General features: G+C 66.3%; 19 protein-coding genes. 8 read left to right on the top strand and 11 right to left on the bottom strand.

Annotated elements, in window-relative coordinates; all coding sequences use genetic code 11:
• The first annotated feature begins 17 nt into the window (after positions 1 to 17).
• On the top strand, positions 18 to 974 hold the full coding sequence (locus tag ACTIF6_RS05525) for a tripartite tricarboxylate transporter substrate binding protein (RefSeq protein WP_439587005.1): 957 nt from the start codon (positions 18 to 20) through the stop codon (positions 972 to 974).
• A gap of 28 nt (positions 975 to 1,002) precedes the next feature.
• Here ACTIF6_RS05525 and ACTIF6_RS05530 read toward each other — a convergent pair whose 3' ends face one another.
• From ACTIF6_RS05530 to ACTIF6_RS05540, 3 genes are read right to left on the bottom strand one after another with little or no spacing between them, the layout of a single operon-like run.
• On the bottom strand, positions 1,003 to 2,160 hold the full coding sequence (locus ACTIF6_RS05530; protein ID WP_439587006.1) for an alpha-hydroxy acid oxidase: 1,158 nt from the start codon (positions 2,158 to 2,160) through the stop codon (positions 1,003 to 1,005).
• A 14-nt stretch (positions 2,161 to 2,174) separates the two neighbouring features.
• Complete coding sequence (locus ACTIF6_RS05535) at positions 2,175 to 3,293, bottom strand: lactonase family protein (RefSeq protein WP_439587007.1); 1,119 nt, start codon at positions 3,291 to 3,293, stop codon at positions 2,175 to 2,177.
• The gene (locus tag ACTIF6_RS05540) at positions 3,294 to 4,286 is read right to left on the bottom strand and encodes a tripartite tricarboxylate transporter substrate binding protein (protein WP_439587008.1); all 993 of its coding nucleotides are present in this window, start codon (positions 4,284 to 4,286) and stop codon (positions 3,294 to 3,296) included.
• A 113-nt stretch (positions 4,287 to 4,399) separates the two neighbouring features.
• Here ACTIF6_RS05540 and ACTIF6_RS05545 point away from each other — a divergent pair, with 113 nt between their 5' ends.
• Positions 4,400 to 5,305 (top strand): LysR family transcriptional regulator, encoded by a 906-nt coding sequence (locus ACTIF6_RS05545; RefSeq protein ID WP_439587009.1) that lies wholly within the window; start codon positions 4,400 to 4,402, stop codon positions 5,303 to 5,305.
• A gap of 43 nt (positions 5,306 to 5,348) precedes the next feature.
• On the opposite strand, the gene ACTIF6_RS05550 is transcribed toward ACTIF6_RS05545, so the two are convergent.
• Together ACTIF6_RS05550 and ACTIF6_RS05555 are read right to left on the bottom strand one after the other, a co-directional pair.
• Complete coding sequence (locus ACTIF6_RS05550; RefSeq protein WP_439587010.1) at positions 5,349 to 5,726, bottom strand: VOC family protein; 378 nt, start codon at positions 5,724 to 5,726, stop codon at positions 5,349 to 5,351.
• A 55-nt stretch (positions 5,727 to 5,781) separates the two neighbouring features.
• A complete protein-coding gene (locus ACTIF6_RS05555) occupies positions 5,782 to 6,033 on the bottom strand; it encodes a helix-turn-helix domain-containing protein (protein WP_439587011.1) in 252 nt (83 codons plus the stop codon).
• A gap of 74 nt (positions 6,034 to 6,107) precedes the next feature.
• Here ACTIF6_RS05555 and ACTIF6_RS05560 point away from each other — a divergent pair, with 74 nt between their 5' ends.
• Complete coding sequence (locus ACTIF6_RS05560; RefSeq protein WP_439587012.1) at positions 6,108 to 6,413, top strand: hypothetical protein; 306 nt, start codon at positions 6,108 to 6,110, stop codon at positions 6,411 to 6,413.
• Positions 6,414 to 6,447: 34 nt separating this feature from the next.
• On the opposite strand, the gene ACTIF6_RS05565 is transcribed toward ACTIF6_RS05560, so the two are convergent.
• Together ACTIF6_RS05565 and ACTIF6_RS05570 are read right to left on the bottom strand one after the other, a co-directional pair.
• Positions 6,448 to 6,723, bottom strand: a complete 276-nt coding sequence (locus ACTIF6_RS05565) for a hypothetical protein (protein WP_439587013.1) — start codon at positions 6,721 to 6,723, stop codon at positions 6,448 to 6,450.
• Between the two features lie 98 nt (positions 6,724 to 6,821).
• The gene (locus ACTIF6_RS05570) at positions 6,822 to 7,784 is read right to left on the bottom strand and encodes a diiron oxygenase (RefSeq protein ID WP_439587014.1); all 963 of its coding nucleotides are present in this window, start codon (positions 7,782 to 7,784) and stop codon (positions 6,822 to 6,824) included.
• 132 nt (positions 7,785 to 7,916) lie between these two features.
• Between ACTIF6_RS05570 and ACTIF6_RS05575 the strand changes: the two genes are divergently transcribed.
• Together ACTIF6_RS05575 and ACTIF6_RS05580 are read left to right on the top strand one after the other, a co-directional pair.
• Positions 7,917 to 8,525, top strand: coding sequence for a response regulator transcription factor (locus ACTIF6_RS05575; protein WP_439587015.1), 609 nt, complete (start codon positions 7,917 to 7,919; stop codon positions 8,523 to 8,525).
• On the top strand, positions 8,526 to 10,313 hold the full coding sequence (locus tag ACTIF6_RS05580) for an ATP-binding response regulator (protein ID WP_439587016.1): 1,788 nt from the start codon (positions 8,526 to 8,528) through the stop codon (positions 10,311 to 10,313).
• Between the two features lie 5 nt (positions 10,314 to 10,318).
• Here ACTIF6_RS05580 and ACTIF6_RS05585 read toward each other — a convergent pair whose 3' ends face one another.
• On the bottom strand, positions 10,319 to 10,627 hold the full coding sequence (locus ACTIF6_RS05585; protein ID WP_439587017.1) for a hypothetical protein: 309 nt from the start codon (positions 10,625 to 10,627) through the stop codon (positions 10,319 to 10,321).
• 220 nt (positions 10,628 to 10,847) lie between these two features.
• On the opposite strand from ACTIF6_RS05585, the gene ACTIF6_RS05590 reads away from it, so the two are divergent.
• A complete protein-coding gene (locus ACTIF6_RS05590; protein ID WP_439587018.1) occupies positions 10,848 to 12,716 on the top strand; it encodes an InlB B-repeat-containing protein in 1,869 nt (622 codons plus the stop codon).
• A 7-nt stretch (positions 12,717 to 12,723) separates the two neighbouring features.
• On the opposite strand, the gene ACTIF6_RS05595 is transcribed toward ACTIF6_RS05590, so the two are convergent.
• Both ACTIF6_RS05595 and ACTIF6_RS05600 read right to left on the bottom strand, forming a co-directional pair.
• Entirely contained in the window at positions 12,724 to 15,255 is a 2,532-nt protein-coding gene (locus ACTIF6_RS05595) for a DUF1631 family protein (RefSeq protein WP_439587019.1), read from the bottom strand.
• Positions 15,256 to 15,419: 164 nt separating this feature from the next.
• Positions 15,420 to 16,670, bottom strand: coding sequence for an MFS transporter (locus ACTIF6_RS05600; protein WP_439587020.1), 1,251 nt, complete (start codon positions 16,668 to 16,670; stop codon positions 15,420 to 15,422).
• 83 nt (positions 16,671 to 16,753) lie between these two features.
• On the opposite strand from ACTIF6_RS05600, the gene ACTIF6_RS05605 reads away from it, so the two are divergent.
• Complete coding sequence (locus ACTIF6_RS05605) at positions 16,754 to 17,587, top strand: AraC family transcriptional regulator (protein WP_439587021.1); 834 nt, start codon at positions 16,754 to 16,756, stop codon at positions 17,585 to 17,587.
• Positions 17,588 to 17,707: 120 nt separating this feature from the next.
• Positions 17,708 to 17,980 carry a hypothetical protein gene (locus ACTIF6_RS05610; RefSeq protein ID WP_439587022.1) on the top strand — a complete coding sequence of 91 codons (273 nt, stop codon included), beginning with the start codon at positions 17,708 to 17,710 and terminating at the stop codon, positions 17,978 to 17,980.
• Here ACTIF6_RS05610 and ACTIF6_RS05615 read toward each other — a convergent pair.
• Positions 17,964 to 19,388: a coniferyl aldehyde dehydrogenase gene (locus ACTIF6_RS05615; protein ID WP_439587023.1), complete on the bottom strand. Its 1,425-nt coding sequence runs from the start codon at positions 19,386 to 19,388 to the stop codon at positions 17,964 to 17,966. The genes ACTIF6_RS05610 and ACTIF6_RS05615 overlap by 17 nt on opposite strands.
• Positions 19,389 to 19,415: the final 27 nt, after the last annotated feature.

Consider the following 19,415-nt stretch of genomic DNA (forward strand, 5'->3'; position numbering starts at 1 on the left):
CACCCTTTGGAGACAACATGAAACTCATTTCGAAAATCCTCCTGGCCGCAGCCTGCATGGCTGGCAACGCCCACGCCGTCTGGCCAGAAAAACCCATCAGACTGGTGGTTCCGTATTCGGCCGGTGGCGCGGCCGATGCCTTGGCACGCACCGTCGCGACCGAACTCAGCCAGCGCCTGAAGCAGCAGGTGATCGTGGACAACAAACCCGGCGCCGGCGGCACCATCGGTGCGCAATCCGTGGCCTCAGCCACGCCCGATGGCTACACCTTTCTCTACGACGCAACGTCTTTCGCTGTCAACCCAAGCCTTTATCCGAAGCTCGCGTTCGACTACGGCCGTGACTTCGTCCCGGTGTCCATGGTCGCGCGGATCCCGACATTGCTCGTCGTGCCAGCATCGTCGCCGTTCAAGAGCGTGGCCGATCTGGTGCAGTACGCCAAGTCGCACCCTGCCAAGCTGTCGTACGCATCGGCCGGCAATGGCGGCGCTGCGCACCTCAGCGGCGAGCTGTTCAAACACGGCTACGGTGTGTCCATCGTCCACATTCCCTATCGGGGCGGTGCGCCCGCGTTGACAGATCTCGCTGGCGGCAGGGTGGACCTGATGTTCAGCGCGGTCACCGCATCGGGACCCATGGTCAAGGCCGGCCGGTTGCGCGTGCTGGCCACCGCGTTCGACAGCCGCGTGGAGTCGATGCCAGAGGTGCCGACCGTCGCAGAAACCGGCCTCAAGGGTTTTAGCGCCTACGAGTGGAACGCCATCTTTGCAGCCGCAGGGACGCCCGCAGACGTGGTGGGGCGCATGGAAACAGAAATGCGCGACGTGCTGGCCACGCCCGCCATGCGCGAGCGTCTTGCCGCACTCGGCGCACTGCCGGCAGCCGGTGGTTCCAAAGAACTCGGCGACTTCGTGCGCACCGAGTCCGCGAAGTGGGCGACCGTGATCCGCAGCTCGCAGATCAAGGTCGACTGACGATTCGGGGGCAGCGCCGTGCTGCCCCTCATCGCAACGCAACGAGATGCGTGTCGCGCAACTCGCCTGGGCCCAGCAACCCCAGCAAGCCCAGATCGCGCTGCACCTCAGCAGCCAGGATGCGGATGGCGTGCAACACACCTTCTTCTCCGCCGATGGCGGCGGCATAGTTGAACGGCCTGCCTACCCAGACGAAGCTTGCACCCAGCGCCAGGGCCTTCAGCACATCGGTGCCGCGCCGGATACCGCTGTCGATCATCAGCGGAAAGTCGGGGCCGACCGCCTCGCGCACCTGCGGCAACACGCGCAGCGGCGACACGGTGCCGTCGAGCTGGCGACCGCCATGGTTGGAGAGGATGACGCCCTGCGCGCCATGATCGCGCGCCAGCCGGGCATCCTCGGGATGCATCACGCCCTTGATGACCAGCTGCCGTGGCCACAGGCGGCGGATCTGTGCAATGTGTTCCCACGCCAGATGGTCCTTGGCACCGAAGTCGCGCCGCGCACGGGCCGACAGGATGGGTGCACCGCGCGTGGCCGACGAGTTCTCGAAGTGCGGCATCCCGTGGTGCCACAAGGTTCGCAGAAAGGTACAGAAGAGCCAACGCGGATGCGCAAGGCCTTCCCAACAGAATTGCATGCTGGGCCTGAGCGGCGTCGAGAACCCGGCGCGCAGGTTGTTCTCGCGGTTGGCCAGCACGGCCGTGTCCACCGTGATGACGAGGGTTTGCACGTTCGCGCGGTCCACGCGGTCGATCAACGCATCGATCTTTTCCGGCTCCCCGGGCAGATAGGCCTGAAACCAGGTGTCGGGTGCGGAGGCCATCACGTCTTCGAGTCGGATCAGCGAAGAGCCGCTCATGATCATCGGAATGCCGGCCCGTGCTGCTGCTGACGCCTGGACGAGATCGCCTCGGTAGGCGCTCAACGCGCTGATGCCCATGGGGGCAATGCCGAACGGTGATGTGTAGCGGCGCCCGAGCAAATCGATCGCCTGGCTGCGGCCGGAAACGTTGCGCAGCACGCGCGTGACAAACCCCCATTCGCCAAAAGCGGCGCGGTTGTCGCGGCGCGAGACATCGTCCTCTGCACCGCCGGATACATAGGCGAAGAGGGGATGGGGCAAGTGGCGGCGGGCGGCACGCTCGAAGTCATCAAGGGAATAGATGGAACGCAGGGAGGGCATAAGAGAAACGAAAGTCACGTCGGGCGCTGGCAGAGCGTCGCCCACATCATGGGTTGAGGATGTGCGGTGGGCATCCAATGGTGACGATGGACCAGACGACCCTCGGCATTGACAGCGAGCAATGAAACGCCAGGACGGTGGGCTCTGAGCGTGTCGGCTTCCATGACGGCAATCGCCATCCAGGCGCCGTCGGCGCTCATGCGCACGGTACGGGGGTGGCTGCCGGGCAGCAGCAGGGTGTCGATGCAAACCGGCTGGCCAGTTGCCGGATCGATCGACATGGTGACCACGCTGTTTTCCCCCGCCACGTCGCGTGAGCGGTTGAGCACATAGGCGAAACGCCCCGAGGGGTGCAGGCAGATGTCTCCCGCCAGTTGGTGCGTCGCCTGTGATGGGCGGAGCGCCAGCGTGCTGACCTCCCAGGAGGGTGTGGAGGCAAGCTCGTCCCGGTCACAGGGGAACACGGCCAGTCGGTTCTGACGTTCGAGCACCAGGTACAGGAATCGACCATTGGGCGAGAACGCGCCGTTGCGTGGGCCAAAGCCGAAGCCGCGTCCGGGTGCGATCTGCTGCAACACACGGACATCGCCGCCGACGTCCTTCAGGACCCGCAGCGAACCCGGGTTCTCCGGTGCACTGTCCGTGGCATCGTCGCCCCGGCATACCAGCAGCGTGCAGCCGGAGCTGGCGATCGGCAGTGCCTGGTGGGCGAACCACCCTGCCCTGTCCGGCCCGTGCACATGGTGCTCGATGGCCGCCGGTGCACCGTGCGCATCGAGCGCCACGCTGGCATAGGCAGAAGGCACATTGAAGGCCAGGTGTATCCGTGCGTTCGCCGCGTCGACAGCCACATGCACCGGCCGCTGGGGCAGCGCGAGCGTGCCCGCACGTCGCCATCGGCCCTGCGCGTCGGCTTGAACCATCTCAAGAGCGTGCCGGGTGCCTCGCCGGCCGATGCCGCCATCGCTGCATGCCAGGTAGATGCGCGTACAGCAGCCCGTCGCCGCCCCATGCTGGATGGGCTCGTCGACGCGAACGGTGCAGGTACGGGCAAGCCCCCCGTGTGCTCCGATCATGAGAGCGACAAGCTCGGAGCCGCCGGCGGCCAGCAGCTGGAGCGTGCCCTCCGTCATTCAGTCTGCCTTCAAAAGTCCGGCCTTCACCAGCGATGCGTAGGTAGCCGCCTGTTGCCGCAAAAAGGCCTCGAACTCCGACGTACCCATGCGCACCGGGATGGCACCCAGGTCCTCGATCTGTTTGCGAATGGTGTCAGTGTCCAGCGCAGAGCGCACGCCATCGGCCAGGCGTCGCACCACAGCATCCGGCACCCCTTTGGGTGCCATGATCGCAGTGAAGTTGGTCGCGTCGACCTCTGGCAGTTGCAGCTCGGCCATGGTGCGCACCTCGGGCAACGCCGGAGCACGCTGACGGCCGACGGCAGCGATCGCGCGCAGCTTGCCCGATTTGATGAGCTGATGGGCCGACGGCAAATCAGTGACCACCATGTCGAGCTGCCCTCCCAGCAGATCCACGACGGCGGGGCCGGACCCCTTGTAGCCCACGACCGTGAACTCACTGGCCACCCCCTTTTGCAACTGGAGCAGGTTCACATGGCCCGTGGTGCCGTTCCCTGGGTGACCCACCGTGAGCGGCTTTGGCCCGGTCTTGATGCGCGTGACCAAGCCAGCGAAGTCCTGGATGGGCGAGGCCGCGTTCACCATCAGCACGTTGGGCACGGTCGTCAGCAGTGCGACTGCGCGCATATCGGCCAGGCTGTAGTTGGCCGAGGGTCCGCTCATCTGCCAGGCCGACAGGATCGGTCCCGGTGTCGCACACAGCACGGTGTAGCCATCCGGTTCGGCCTTCACGGCCGCAGCCGTGCCGATCATGCCGCCAGCACCGCCCTTGTTCTCGACGATAAACGGCTGGCCCATCTGCCGGGACAAGGCTTCAGTGAAGATTCGCGCGGTGGAGTCGGCGTTGCCGCCTGGCACAAACGGCACCAGGACTTTCACCGCGCGGGAGGGGTATTGCTCCTGGCCCTGTGCCTTCAGCGTGACGGTCGGAAGGGCGGACGCCACAGCAGCCAGCAGGACATGTCTGCGCTTCGGGGGGTGGTTCAACAAGGCAAGTCTCCTGTAAATGCCGCGCCAGCTGCACGACGGTTTCGAATTTAGGCTTCACATGAGCTCGCGTCCAATCGTTTATTCTTTTCTGAACCAACGATGGAATTTTTGCAATGGACCTTCGTGATCTGCACTACTTTGAAGTGATCGCCGACCTGCAGCACGTGGGCGAGGCAGCACGCGTGCTGCACAAGAGCCAGCCGACACTGACGAGTTGCCTCCGACGCCTGGAGAAGCAGGTGGGTTGTGCGCTGGTCGAGCGGGCCGGGCGTGGGATCCGGCTCACCGCGGCGGGGCAGGCCCTGCGGGATTTTTCAGTGAAAACGCGGCTGTCCATCCGCGACGCTGAAGTCGCCTTGCGCAGTGCGGCCGCGGGCCTGAGCGGCGAGGTCAAGCTGGGCCTTGTGCCGTCAGCCGCACAGTTTCTGTTGCCCGAGATCGTCCGCGCCGTGTTCCAGGACATGCCGGACGTGCTTCTCAAGACCGAGGTGGCCACGTTTGCGATGCTCGATCCCCGGCTGCATGCGGGGGAGTTCGATTTCATTGTGGTGGGCGACAGCCATCCGGCCGATGGCGTGGTCTCCTTGCCCTTGGCACCGGACGAAATCGTGCCGGCGGCTGCACCTGACCATCCGGTCTTTCAGCTTGCGAAGCCGAAGCTCGCGGACCTGGCGCTCTACCGCTGGATCCTTCAGCCGCGTACGTTTCCGCACCGGCAGTGGATCGAGGACGCATTCCGCCAAGCCGGCCTTCCGCCACCGCATGTGCAGGTCGAGACCAACATGCTGAACTTGCAGCCGCAGCTGGTCGCGTCCAGCGGGCTTCTGACCGTGCTGCCCAAACTTCAGCTCGGGGCGGATGCACCACTCCGACAAATCAACGTGCCCGGCTGCGTGCTTTGCAGACGTCTGGTCATTTGCTACCGGCGGGACGCATATGTATCGCCTGCGGCCAGACGGTTGATGAATGTGCTGGTTCGGGCGGCGCCTGTCGGCTCGGCCGCATCGAGTGTCTCTTGATGGTCAAGTGCCGTCATCAACTCACTGCCCATCAAGCGTCCTCTCACCCCATCGAATGCAAGCCCACCTTGTTGCCTTCGGTGTCGACGAAGTGCGCGAAGAAGCCGAAGCCGTTGCCGATCTCGGTCTTGGGCACGGCGATCTTTCCGCCCGCGCCTTCCACCCGGGCCAGCATCACCGTCAGATCGTTACCGCCGTTCAGGTAGACCAGGGTGCCTTGCTGGGAAGGCGACATGTCCTCGCCATGAACGATGGCACCGCCCACACCCTGCTGGTCGGATGAGAGCATGCCCATCGTGACGGTGCCCATCGACATTGATTCGACGCGGCGGGCCAGCACCGTTTCATAGAACGTCTGCGCGCGCTTGAAATCCAGGACCGGGATCTCGAACCAGTTCAGGGCATTGGTAGGGGTGGACATGTTTGTCTCCTCGATCTCCAAAAAACGAAACCAACCTCGGATCAGAGATCGGTGACTAAAGCGGTTTGAGCAATTCCCAGGCCTCCACCCCAAGCGCTTCCGCCAGACGCTCGATGTTGGCGAGTGAGACGTTCCAGACGCTGCGTTCTATCGCAGAGACATAGGTTCGATCGAGTTCACAGGCGTGGGCAAGCGCTTCCTGCGACCACCCTTTTTCGACCCTGAGTGTGCGCACGTGCCACGCAAGGATGCCTCTCAGGTCGCCTTTTGCCGGCTTCTTCTTGGGTGGAGTGGGTTTCGCGGACACCGCGCGAGAATCTCAAAATGCTACATTTGCATCCACGGAGTTTGCTATTCATATGACTATCAATGGAGGCCATCTTGACCAGGTCCATCTTCCGCTCCAAGCCCACTCGCGACGAAACCCAATCCCGGAGCCTTATCCTGGCCACACAGGCTTTAGATCAGGCTTCGGCGCTGGCCCTCATGGTAGAGACCTACGTGGTTCTGGAAAGGCTTATCACGCACGAGTTCCGAGAAAGTACCGATGGTCATTCGCTCCTTCGAGCCGACCTGGGCGCACTCATGCGAGCACTGAACGGAGACCTCGCGAGGCAGGTGGATGCGCTGGTGCGCCATACCAGCGTCCTGCATGGGATAGCGGCCAACGAGGCAGGCCTTCATTGAAGGCCTTCTGCTGCCCAACTGGGCCAGTGCCGCCTTAACGCAACGCCACACTCTCAGTGTTCGCGGAGAGCGCATTGGCTCCAGCCGCCGCGCCGCGTGCCCGCAACTCGTCTGGCAGCAAGAAGGTGCCGGACGTGCGCTGCTGCATCCGGCGCTGCTCGCCGCGATCGGTGATGTCGTTGAGCACGGAGACGAACCACATCAGCAACAAGCCGGCGATGGCTGCTGCCAGCCAGATCCACATGTGCGAGAAATAGCTCTGCCAGGCGTCGTCTCTGCGGCTGGCCAGGTAGGCGTTCATGCGGTTCATGGCGTGCTCCTCGGGGCGTTGTTGGTCTTGAACGCATGATTCCAGGGAGCGCGCTGCGTGGCTGTCGGTGCACGGCGCCGGGTGATGTAGGACGATGCTTACGCGTGGCCTCGGTCGAGCAGGCCTGCCAGCACGAAGTGCGCGCGCAAGTCGTCATCCTTGAACACACCAGCGCGCTCGAGCACCTGCAGCGTGTTGCCACACCGGTGGCGCATGCGCGCAAGCTGGTGGCTCTCGCCGGCGAGCTTGGCCAGCACGCGGTCGCGGGCGTGGGCGTCCAGGCCGACGTGAGCCAGGATTCGCTGGTGGAAGGGGTCGTCCCAGGTGTGGAACGCGGCCATGATGCGGGGAAGCATCTGGCCAAAGAAGGCCTGGCTTCGGGCATCCAGCTGCGGCCAGATCAGGGCGAACAAGTGGCCGAAGTACCTGGCGTGCACCCATTCATCTTCCAGGTGCGCGAGCAGCATGCGCTGGATGGCGGAATGCGCAGAACTGCGCATGACTTCGACGAGGGCCTGGGTGATCATGGTCTCGCCAACGAAGCCGACCATGAACCAGGTCATGTCGCGCCGATCGGGTGGGACATCGGCCACCAGCGCTTCGATGGCAGCGACCTTGAGGTTCGGCCCGTCATGCGCTTCGAGCCTGAACACGTCGCGTATCGCACGGCTCGCCTGCGCCGTGAACCAGGCGTGGTAGCCCTCGTCGGTATAGAGCTTCAAGGCGTCGAGCGCGAGCGCCTCGGGCAGGTACACACGCAGGCGCCCTTCTGCAATCACCTGGGCCGCCGGGTTGACGATGCGGTGCTCGGAGAGCGCCATGTCGTCGAGGAAGTGCACCAGCCGCTCGGCATACAGCCGGTTCCTTTCGGCCACACCGAGCGGGCGCAGGGCCGGGTGGGACATGAACTCGTCCGTGTTGCCGAACACGAACCACTGCACACCACTCAATTCGCCTGCACCGCCCGACAGATCGAAGTCGGTCAGCGACGGCTTGGCGCGCACCGATGCGGTGTCTATCCAGCCCTTGAAGGGCGAGTCGGCTTCCTTTCTGGAACGCATTCGGGTTCATCCGTGTGGAGTGGAATCGTTGGCGAGTATGTCAAGAAAACAGGGGGATATTCCCGCAAAACCGCGACATGCCCCTTCGGGCAGTGCCCAAAAGTGCAGGCTCGGGTCAGAATCGGTGCGCCCATGAACCTCCTTCTGATCGATGACCACCCGATGTTTGGTGTCGGGTTCGTTCATGCCCTCACCCACCTTCAGACGGGCATTGCCGCCCGGTCGGTTCTGCACCTGGAACAGGGACTGGATCTGGCTCGAAGCTGGCCCGCGCTGGACGTGGTGCTGATCGACTACCGCCTGGCGGGCGACGATGGTCTGGCCGGCCTGCGGCGCTTCGGCGCGCAGCACCCGCTGGTGGCACGGGTGCTGATCTCGGGCCAGGAAGACCTGGCGCTGATGGCGCAGGCGCGCGCGGCCGGCGCGGCGGGTTTCCTCGGCAAGTCGCTGCCCATTGCGGACATCCTGGCAGCCCTGGAGAAGGTGGTGGCCGGTGGTGAGCATTTCCAGCCGCCCGGCACATCGCCCGCGGCCGGCAGGACGGCGGGCCAGAGCCCCACGGCGCGCCAGCTCGAGGTGCTGCTGCTGATTGCGCGGGGCCAGCAGAACAAGCAGATCGCCCACGAACTGGGCATTGCCGAGCGCACCGTGAAGCTGCACGTGACCGCGCTGCTGGACGCCCTGGGTGCGCGCAACCGCACCCACCTGCTGGTGCTGGCACGCGAATCGGGTCTCGTTTGAATGGACTGGCAACGCCGCCCCCGTGACCCGACCGCACTGGAGATCGAACAGATCGATCAGTTGGTGCGCACCACCCCGGTGGCGTGGCTGCTGAGCACGCTGGGCGCGCTGATCTGCTATTTCCAGTTCGCATCGGTGCAGAACAATTCCTACCTTGACTGGTGGCTGGGCACCTTCTGCGCCATCACCACGCTGCGCCTGCTCGCAGCGCTGTTGCTTTACCGCGTACCGCGCTCGATGCGCTTGATCCGCTGGTGGCTGAGCAGCACATTGGTGCACGCCGCGCAGTGGGGTCTGCTCAGTGCGGTGCTGCTCACGCCAGGCGCACCCCAGGCAGAAGCCATCCTGCACGTCACGCTGGTGGCCATTGCCATGGGAGGCTCGGTGCGCCTGCCAGGATTTCGGCTCACGCTGGTTGCCCATGTGGGATTGGTGCTGGCACCGTTGATCCTGCGCGACCTGTGGTCAGGCAACGCCCATTACGCGCTGCTGGCGTTCCTGGTGTTCCTGATCGGCATCTACGCGCTGGTCAGTGGCCGCAACCAGTCGGTGGCCTTGCGCGAGCTCCACATCCAGCGCCAGCGCAACGAAGAACTGATCGGTGCACTTCAAGTGGAAAACGAGCGCAGCGAAGCCGCCCGCAACGCCGCCGAAGCAGCGAACGCGTCGCGCACCCGCTTCTTCGCTGCGGCCAACCACGACCTGCGCCAGCCCCTGAACGCCATGCGCCTGTTGTCGCAGACGCTGATGGAACGGGGTCAGCAGGTCGATGTGCCCGCGGTATCGACCCATCTCGTCGAATGCGTGGAGGGCATGACACAGGTGATCGACGACCTGCTGGAAATCACACGGCTCGACGTGGGCAACGTGGTGCCGCAAAGGTCCGATTTCTGGCTGGACGAGCTGGTTCGCGAATGTTGCCGGCCACACGAACCGCTGGCGCTGGCCAAGGGACTTCGCCTGGAGATCGACGTGCCCCGAATGGCGGTGCACAACGATCGCGCCTTGCTGGCCCGTGTGCTGAGCAACCTGGTCTCCAACGCGATCCGCTACACCGAACAAGGCTCGGTGCGCGTCACGTGTGCCTTGTCGAGCGACGTGGCCCACGTGTGGCTCGACGTGGAAGACACCGGCATCGGCATCGACGACGAAGATCTGCCGCGCATCTTCGAAGAGTTCTACCAGGTGGGCAACCCGGCACGGGATCGCAACCTGGGTCTTGGACTGGGTCTGGCCACGGTCAAGCGCCTGAGCGACCTGCTCTCGATGGATGTGTCGGTGCTCCGCTCGGCGCCCGGCAAGGGCAGCGTGTTTTCCTTGAAGTTGCAACGGGTGGACAGGGACGAAACCGCGTCGACCCTGCCGGGTGCCGAAACGCACACGGCCGATGCGCTGCTCCCTGGCCACCGTGTGCTCGTGATCGAGGACGACGCCAATTCGCGCACCGCGCTGGCGGGCCTGCTCCGTTCATGGGGATGTGAGGTGCTGGCCACGGCGGATGCGACCGCCAGCCTGGCGCAACTGCGCGCCGGCTTCGTGCCCGACGCGCTGGTGGTGGACCTGCGCCTGCCCGACGGCGCCAGCGGCATCGACGCCCTGCGGGACGTGCGCGCGCTGCTGGGTGACGAGGTGCCGGCCGTGATGGTGACGGGCGACGCCGGCAGCGCCCACATGCGGCTGGCGCAGGACGCCGGCCTCACGGTGATGGTCAAGCCGGTGCGGCCGGTGCAGTTGCGCGCGTTCCTCGGGCAGGTGTTTGCCAGGGAACACGCACCACCGGCAGCCTGAGCGCCTCAGCGCAACAGCGGGTTGCCCGCCGGTGGAGCGCCCTTGCGGCTGCAGACCGCCTCCGAGACCGAGCGTCCCAGCACGCTGATGGATCCTCCCACGAAGCAGTTGAATTCCTGGCCGGTCCTGGTGCGCACGGCGTAGCGGGTGGTGGTGCCGTCGTTGACGCGATTGCTCACGGTGAAGGCGCTCTTGTCGAGGTTGAGCGCAAAGGCGGTGCGATCGACGATGGCCTCGTCGGTCACGGCAATGGAAGCGCAACCGGCGGTGAGCAGCGCGGCAAGGGCGGGTACCCAGAGTCTGGGTGATGGCATGGGTTCTCCTGACATGGAAAGGGTGTGGCTCGCGCCCTGAGAGACCAGGGCGCCAGGCGACAGCAACTGCCGCCGGGCCATCCTATGCAGGACCCCGCTGCCACGGAACAGCACCTTCGGGCATGTGATGCGTGTGCGCATCGCACTGCCCGATGGTGCTATGGAGCCGAGTGGCGTTCATTCCTAGCATCCGCCCCCTGTACAACCCAGGAGCAGATGAATGAAATTGCAAGGTTCGATCGGACTGTTGTCCGTGCTGGTGGCGGCCGTGTTGTCAGCCTGCGGAGGCACGAGCGGCGGAGGCAACGTCCCTGCCCCAGGCACCAGCAGGCTCGATGTGACGGTGGTGGGCAGCGGCCAGATCAGTTCGCTGCCCGCCGGCCTGGAATGCAGCGACGCCTGCGGCGCACCCTTTGCCACCGGCAGCTCCGTGACGCTGACGGCCACCCCGGCAGCGGGCCAGCAATTGGCCACCTGGGGCGGCGCGTGCAGCGGTGCGGCGCTGACCTGCACCGTCACCATGAGCCAGGCGCGTTCGGTCACAGCGACCTTCGCGCCCACCACGGCCAGCCGCTTCGGCCTGTCGGTCACACGCACGGGCAGCGGCGGCGTCACGTCGTCGCCAGCTGGCATCGATTGCGGCAGCACCTGCGAAGCACAGTTCGCTGCGGGCACGCTGGTCACGCTGACGGCCAGCCCGGCCGCTGGCCAGGTGTTCGACGGCTGGAGCGGCGCCTGCCGCAGCCAGGCCCTGACCTGCGACGTGACGATGAGCGCGGCACGCGCCGTGGCGGCCGGGTTCAGAACAGAAACCACGCAGGGAAGCTGGGGTGAACTGGTGCGCCTGGCCGGCGCGGGCGCGGCAACGCCGGTGGTGGCCATCGACAACGCAGGCCGTTCCACCGCCGTGTGGCGCCAGCTGGATGCGGGCACGACGCAGCACCACGTGTGGAGCAGCCGCGCGGCCGCTGGTGGCGCCTGGTCCACGCCTGAGCGGCTGGAATCCAACCCCGGCAACGTGAGCGAACTGCGGTTGTCGGTGGATGCGACCACGGGACGCGGCATGCTGGTGTGGATCCAGACCGGCCCCACCGTGGACCTGCACGCGCGCCCACTGGACCCGGTAACGGGCTGGGGCACCGCCGCGCTGGTGGAGAGCAGCGCGGGCCAGGTGGGCGTGAGCAGCGTGGGCGTGGACGTGAACGGCAATGCGGTGGCGGTCTGGTCGCAGATCGGGCCGGCAACGCGCTTCAGCATCTACGCCAACCGGTACTCGCCCGGCGGCGGCTGGAGTTCGCCACAGCTGATCGAAACCAACGAAGTGGTGGGCAGCGTGGATGGAGATCCGATCGTGGCCGTCACACCCACTGGCGATGCCGTGGCGGTGTGGAAACGCTCGGGCGGCGGCGGTGACCTCTGGGGCAATCGCTTCACGCTCGGTGCCGGCTGGGGAACAGCGAGCCAGATCGTGGCCGACGCGGGCGCCAACCAGACCATTGCCCGGCACGACCTGGCGCTGGATGCCTCCGGCAACGGCATGCTCGTCTGGGGCCAGCTCGACATTTCAGGCGGTGCGGGCAACAACGCCATCTGGTTCAAGCGCTTCACGGGCGGCAGTTGGCAGAGCGGCGCAAGCACCGTGGCAACGGCGGTGCCCAATACGCAAGGCTTCGTGAGCACACCGGTGCTGCGCATGAACGCAGGTGGTGCGGCGGTGGTGGCGTGGGGAGACGTCGACAACTCGCTGCGCGCTGCCAGCGCCGCCCCACAGGCGATGACTTTCGGCAGCCCGGCCACCCTGCGCAATGCGGGCAGCGGTCCGTGGGACAGCCTGCCGGTGATCGGCATGGACGATGCGGGCGGCGCGATGCTTGCCTTTGTGGAACCGGTGGGCAGCAGCGTGACCGTCTCACGCCTCACGCCGGGCACGGGCTGGTCCGCACCGGAAGTCGTGGAGTCCTACCCCGATCCTTCGTACAACCCGGCGCTCGCCATGAACGCGAGCGGCAACGCGGTGCTGGGCTGGGGTCAGTTCTTCCCGGCCACGGGCACGCAGATCGTGCTGCGGCGCTGGAACTCGGGTCGCTGACCGGCCCTCAGGCCGTGGCCGACTCCGCCGGGCGCGACGACGAAGCGGGGTCGGTCTTCTGCATGGCCTTGAGTGCCTTCTTCACCACACCCTGCGCGTCGATCGGTCGCAGCAGCCGGTTGGCGATCAGACGTTCACAGCTGCGCTTGGTCATGGAGTGCGGGCGACCGCCGCGGCTGACGAACATGAACAGCGTGCCTTTGCTGCTGGCCCAGATGAGCTGGGCGCGAAGCCATTCGCGGCGCGAGAACAGGTCGACCCAGTCGCCCTCGCGCAGACCCGACAGGATGGCTGCGGCGTTGAGGTCCACGCTTTCCTGTCCGCTCAGCCCGACCACTTCAGCCTCGGCATCGGGCCCGCTCTCCACGGGTTCGGCACTCGCAGGCTCCACCAGATCGCCATAGTCGGTGGGCAGCGTGTCCTCGAAGCCCGCGGCTTCCAGTTCGCGCTGACCCAGCCAGGGCTGTGCCTTGGGTCTGGGTTTGCGCTGCTCCGGCGTGGCCGGCAGGGTTTCGTCGAGCTCCATCGACATGGAGCTCGGGATCTCCGACGCGGCGGCTTCCAGCGGTGCGGGATCGGAATTGTTCGCGTCGTTGCGGATGCGCGCACGGCGCAGGCCGAGCACCGGCTGGTGCAGGCGCATCAGGGCATCAAAGAATGGCTTGGTTTCCTCGCGCGTCTTCCCCAGCATCTCCAGCCCCGCATGCAGCTTGGCGAGCATGCCGGGAATGATGGCGAAGAGTTCCTTGGGCCGTTTGAGCGTGACCTCTTTCTTCACGCTCCAGAGCAGGTTGGAAACGGTCTTGCGGTAGCCACCCGGGTCGGCCTGCGACTCGGTGTCGTTGAGCTGGGCCGATGCGATGACCAGTGCCCACGGACCGTAGAGAAAATCCAGGATGACGCCGGGCGCGTTGTCCACATCGGGGCGCTGGCTGAGGTCCCAGGCGATCTGGTCGGCCAGGGCCTGGCGCTCCTCGGCGTAGCGGATGGACTGCAGGCCCGGGTCCTGAACGAGCAGTTCCTTGCGGTCTTCCTCTTCCCAGATGGCCTGGAGGCGGCTGAGCACTTGCGCGAAAGGTTCCGGCTCGCTGCTGCCATTGGCGTTGAGGTCGTTGAAGGCTTTCTGAACCGGCAGGAAGAAGCCTTCGAACTCACTGGAGAACTCGTCGTTGTACTTGAAGCTGCGCTGCGCCACGCCCTCGATCAGGCGGCGACCAGGGTGTCTGTCTTCGTTGAAGAAACGCGGATTGGCCAACGCCAGGCGCAGCAGCGCGGGCTCGAGCGCCACCACGGCTTCGCGCACCGGTGCGAGCAGGAGCGGGTCGCTGGCGACCTGCGCGACCAGCGTGCGCACCAGGTCCAGGCCCACCGCCTGCGCCACGCGCTGCGCCTTCTGCTTGAGGTGCATGAGCACACGCGCGCGCTCGTGGGCAGCGGCGAACTCGCCCCAGGCCTTGCGGCTGAGCTGGCTCGCGGTGCCCACCTCGCGTGCGGGCCGGTCCACCACCGGCAGGTCGCGGTAGCGGGTGCTCTGCTCCAGGATCATCGACTCGTCGAGCACCGGGATGGCGGCGAACGCTTCGATGGCGGCGAGCTCTTCGCTCACCTGGTCGTAGTAGTCGTGCGTGAGCGGCTGGTCGTAGTGGCTGCCGCCATGACTCAGGAATTCGTGGAACACCTCGTTGTCGACGTGGCTGTTCAGACGCGCCAGCTCCGGCATGGGCGGCAGACTCTCGGCCATGGCCCACGAAGGACGGCTGGGCAGGCTCACCGGATCGTTGATGTCGTGCCAGTGGCTGGCGCCCGATCCGCTCGATGCGGGGTTGAGTTCACCCACCCGGCTGGAGAGGCCGCCCGAGCGCGTGGACAGACCACCCGAGCGGGTGGAGTGACCACCTTCCGTGGCCAGGCGCACGCGGTACCCGGCTTCGCGCACGTTGGCGCGCTGCAGGATCAGCGCCACACGCTCGTAGAGCTTCTGCAGTTCGCGCCCCAGCGGCTCGCCCATGTGGCGCAGCCACAACCCGCGCATCTGCGGGTCCTGCTCCACGGTGGCCATGGTTTCGCGCAGGGCCCGCACGAAGACCGAAGGGCGCATGGGATTGCGCTCGGGCTGCACGGTGGGCAGGCTCAGCACCGAGCTCATGAGGGCGTCGAGCACGGCAAGCTGCTGCTCCACGGCGGGCAACAGGCTGTGCACCAGGCGGGCCGACTCCAGCGACTCGTTGACGGCTTCTTCTTCCACCAGTGAAAGCAGCGAGGACTCGCCGAGCAAGGCGGGGCGCGAAGTCTGCACCTCGGGCGAGGCTTCGAGCGCTTCGTGCAGGTGCTGCGGAAAGGACGAGCCCCAATGAATCTTGTTTTGCAGCAATCCCCACCAGGCCAGGGCCAGCTGGTCGCGCTGCTTGACCTCCTTCGAGGTCTTCTCGGCCGCCTGCAAGCTGGCAATGGCCGTGTCGACGCAACGCGCGATCAGTTCGGAGGCGCTGTTGCGAGCTTCCTGGAAGCACTGCTGCAGCAATCGGGAGGGCACCGTCATGGACTCTGTCTGCGGTGGTCTGCCGCGGGATGAAAAAAGGGTAAGGCATTGTTATACCTGCTGCATCGGCAACCGGCGTGACCATCTGGAGTGCCACCCACACCGGAGGTCGCATGGCAGCCACCGCTGCGCGGATCGACCCCTCGATATGCAGAAGAAAGACTTCAGGTACCGGCGGCAGGCACCAGCACGGTGCGCCGCACGCGCCGCACGTTGAACGCACTGGCAATCAGCACCAGTTGCAGCAGCGCCAGGCCCAGGAGGACGCCACGGAACTGGCCGTGGTCCATGAGGAGGCCGAAGATCAGCGGCGCAATGGCCTGGCCGATGTCCAGCCCCGAATACACCACGCCATACACGCGGCCGGTGGCGTTCTCGGGGGTGGATTTCTTCACCAGCAGATCGCGCGATGGCCCCGCGATACCGGAAGTGAAACCCATGGCACCAAACAGCACCGGCACCGCTGCGGCCGGCACGTCGCCCAGTGCCAGCAGCAGTGCCACGCCCGCCGCGAGTCCGAAACCGATGCCCACCACACGCTCGCAGCGCGCCGGATCCGACGCCAGAAAGCCCCCCAGAACCATGCCACCCGCCGCGCACACCATGTAGGTGGTGAGGCACACCGCCACCAGCGCCAGCGGCACACCATGCAACTGGCCGGCTGCCACGGGCGCGAACGCCTGCACCACGCTGAGCGCCATGGCGTAGAAAAAGAAGAAACCGAAGCACATCCACACCGCTGGAATGCGCAGGAAGGCCATGGGGTTTTCGGTGGGCAGGGTGCTGCTGCCCTGCACAGGCTTCGGCGCGACAGGCAGGCTCAGGCGCTCGCGGTTGAACCACAGCACGGCGAGCACGGCGAAGGCGAGCACACCCGCACTGGCCAGCGCCACGCGCCAGGAAAACGCAAAGGCGATCGGCACCATCATGGCCGGCGCCAGCGCCCAGCCCAGGCTGCCAGTGATGCCGTGCACGCTGTAGGCGTGCCCCAGGCGAGGCGCACTCACCTTGCGGTTGAGCAGCGTGTAGTCCACCGGGTGGAACACCCCGTTGCCCACGCCCGCGACGATGGCGAAGAAGGCCATCATCCAGTAGCCGGTGCTGGCCGCGAAGCCGAAAGCCGCCAGCCCCAGCAGCGTGAGCCCGGCGAACAGCACGGGGCGCGGCCCCAGACGGTCCACCACGAAACCCGAAGCGGTCTGCACCGCGCAGGAGGTGACGAAGAACACCGTCATGAGGAAGCCCAGCTCGGCATAGCTGGCGTTGAACGCGTCCTTGAGCCACGGAAACAGCGGCGCCAGCAGAAGCTGGCTGAAATGGCTGATGAGGTGGGCCAGGCCGACCAGGCCGATCAGGCTGGCGTCCTGACGAAGGGCGACCGGGGGCAAGGGATGGGCGGTGCTTGAGGAAGACATGCCACGATCGTAGACTCAAGCGCTTCTGCTGGATCGCGACGATCTGACACTTTTCCACGAATACCAGCCAACCCAAGGCCACCATGTCCGCATCCCGCCGTTTGCGCCCGACCCCCCTCGGCGACTCCGACCCCTTCACGCCCGACGCGGCCCGCCCGGTGCGGGTGCGCTCCCGCGCTTTGAGTGCCGACACCCACTTCGAGCCCCACAGCCACCCCTGGGGCCAGCTGGCCTACTGCGCCACGGGCATCGTGCAGGTGATGACGGTGCCCGAAGACCCTGCCTTGCAGGCCGTCACCTACATCGTGCCGCCCTCACGCGCCGTCTGGATCGCGCCCGGCATGCGCCACGCCGTCACCGTGCGCGAGACCGCCGAATTGCGCACGCTCTACATCGACGGTGGTGCAACGCCGACGGGCTGGCAAGACGCCCGCATGATCGTGGTGTCTTCGCTGCTGCGCGAACTGGTCCAGGCCATGGACGCGGCCACCCGACGAGCCGCTGAACCCGCGCGAGACCGTCTGCTGGCCAGCCTGGTGCTGGACGAACTGGCCCACGCCGACACGCAGCCCCTGGGCGTGCCGCTACCGCGCGACAAGCGCCTGCGCGCCCTTTGCGAAGCGGTGTTGAACGCGCCCGGCGAACGGGCCACGCTGGCCGAGTGGGCGGCCGACACCGGTGCGAGCGAGCGCACGGTGGCGCGGCTGTTTCGCGATGAACTGGGCACCACCTACCAGCGCTGGCGCCAGCAGGCGGTGATCGCGCACGCCCTGCCCTTGCTGGCGCGCGGCGTGCCCATTGGCCAGGTGGCCGCCGCCACCGGCTATGCCAGCGACAGCGCCTTCAGCGCGATGTTCAAGGCTGCCATGGGCCATGCCCCCACGCGCTGGAGCTCGCAAATGCCCGCTCAGGCCTGAGCCCGCGTCAGACCAGCGGCATCACGGCGCCCGCGCCCTCAGGCACGCAGCTTGCTCGTGCCAACCTGCGGTCAAGACCCTGTCACATCACGCAGGCACTCTGGGCCGGGGACCTGAACAATGAGCCACATCCATCGCTACGCCAAGACACCTCAAGCCTGGGAGGCCCTGGCACGCCCTGACCTGGTGGGCCGGCGGGCGCACACCTTGCTGCTGATGGCCAACGGCCGGCGCAGCACGCAGGAACTCTCGTTGCTGCTGGGCGAAGACGTGACCGACATGGCAAGTCAGTTGCAGCAGCGTGGCCTGTTGCAGGACATGCCCTCGCATCTCCCCACGCCGGAGGTGGACGACGAGGAAGTCGGCAGCGGCAAGCTCAGAGCCAGCGTCTGAGCAGACCCATCACCCGATCAAACGCGGCGCCATACGGCGGGTAGAACAGCTTGCCCATGGCCCAGCGCGACTGCACCAGCACCGGCTTTTGCTGGGTGAAGCGCAGGAAGCCGGATTCGCCGTGGTACGAGCCCCAGCCGCTTTCGCCCACGCCACCAAACGGCAGGCCTTCATGAGCCACGTGCATCAGCGTGTCGTTGACGGTGACGCCGCCGCTGACGGTGCTGCCCAACAGCCGGTCGCGCGCGCTGGTGTCGGCGCCAAACCAGTACAGCGCCAGTGGGCGCGGGCGCGCGTTGATGAAGGCGATGGTTTCGTCGATCGTGTCGTAGGGCAGCACAGGCAGGATGGGACCGAAAAGCTCTTCCTTCATCAGCCGCAGATCGGGCGCGGGGTTGAACACGAGGGTGGGATTCATCTGACGGGTCGGCGCGCTGGAGCCGAGGGCCGGTGGGGCCACATCCACCACGCGGGCGCCCTTCTCGTTCGCTTCGTCGAGCAGTGCGACCAGACGCGCGTGGTGACGGTCACTGACGATGGCGGCGTAGTCGGGGTTGCCGGCGAGCGTGGGGAACAGCTTTGCCACGGCCGCTGTGTAGGCCTGTTCGAAAGCGGCCTCCTGGCCACGCGGCAACAGCACGTAGTCAGGCGCAATGCAGGTCTGTCCCGCGTTGAGGAGCTTGCCGTGGGCGATCTTGATGGCCGCGTCGTTCAGGTCGCACGACGCATCGACGACGCATGGCGACTTGCCGCCGAGCTCCAGTGTGGTCGGTGTGAGGTTGGCGGCGGCGGCGGCGGCCACCAGGCGGCCAACCGAGGTGGAGCCAGTGAAGAAAAGATGATCGAACGGCAAGGCGGAAAACGCCTGGGCCACGTCGGCGCCGCCGAGCACCACACTGAATTCCTCGGCCGCAAAAGACTGCTGCACCAGCGAGGCCATGAGCGCCGAGGTGTGCGGCGTGAGCTCGCTGGGCTTGAGCATCACACGGTTGCCGGCGGCCAGCGCGGTGGCGGCAGGCCCCAGGTTGAGCTGCAGCGGGTAGTTCCACGGGCCGATGACGCCCACCACACCGAGCGGCTGTCGTTGAATGTGGGCGCTGGCGGGCAGCAGGTAGATCGGCGTGGCCACGCGCCGGGTCTTCATCCAGCGCGGCAGTTCCTTCTGGAGCTGGCCGATGGCGGCGCGCAGCACGAACAGGTCGGCCGCTTCGGTCAACTGCCGTGAACGAACGCCGAAGTCGGATTCGATGGCTTCCGACAACGCGCCGGCGTGGGTTTCGATGAGCGAACGCAGCCGACCCAGCCGGTCGCGCCGCAGCGCCAGCGGCACGTCGATCTGAGCGCGGCTGGCGTTGAACTGCGCGTCGAACAGCGCCTGCAGGGGAATGGTGGGGGGTATCTGCGTCATGAGAGGCATGATAGGTCGCAGGCTCCC

Source organism: Hydrogenophaga sp., assembly GCF_051860785.1.
Lineage (GTDB): Bacteria > Pseudomonadota > Gammaproteobacteria > Burkholderiales > Burkholderiaceae_C > Hydrogenophaga.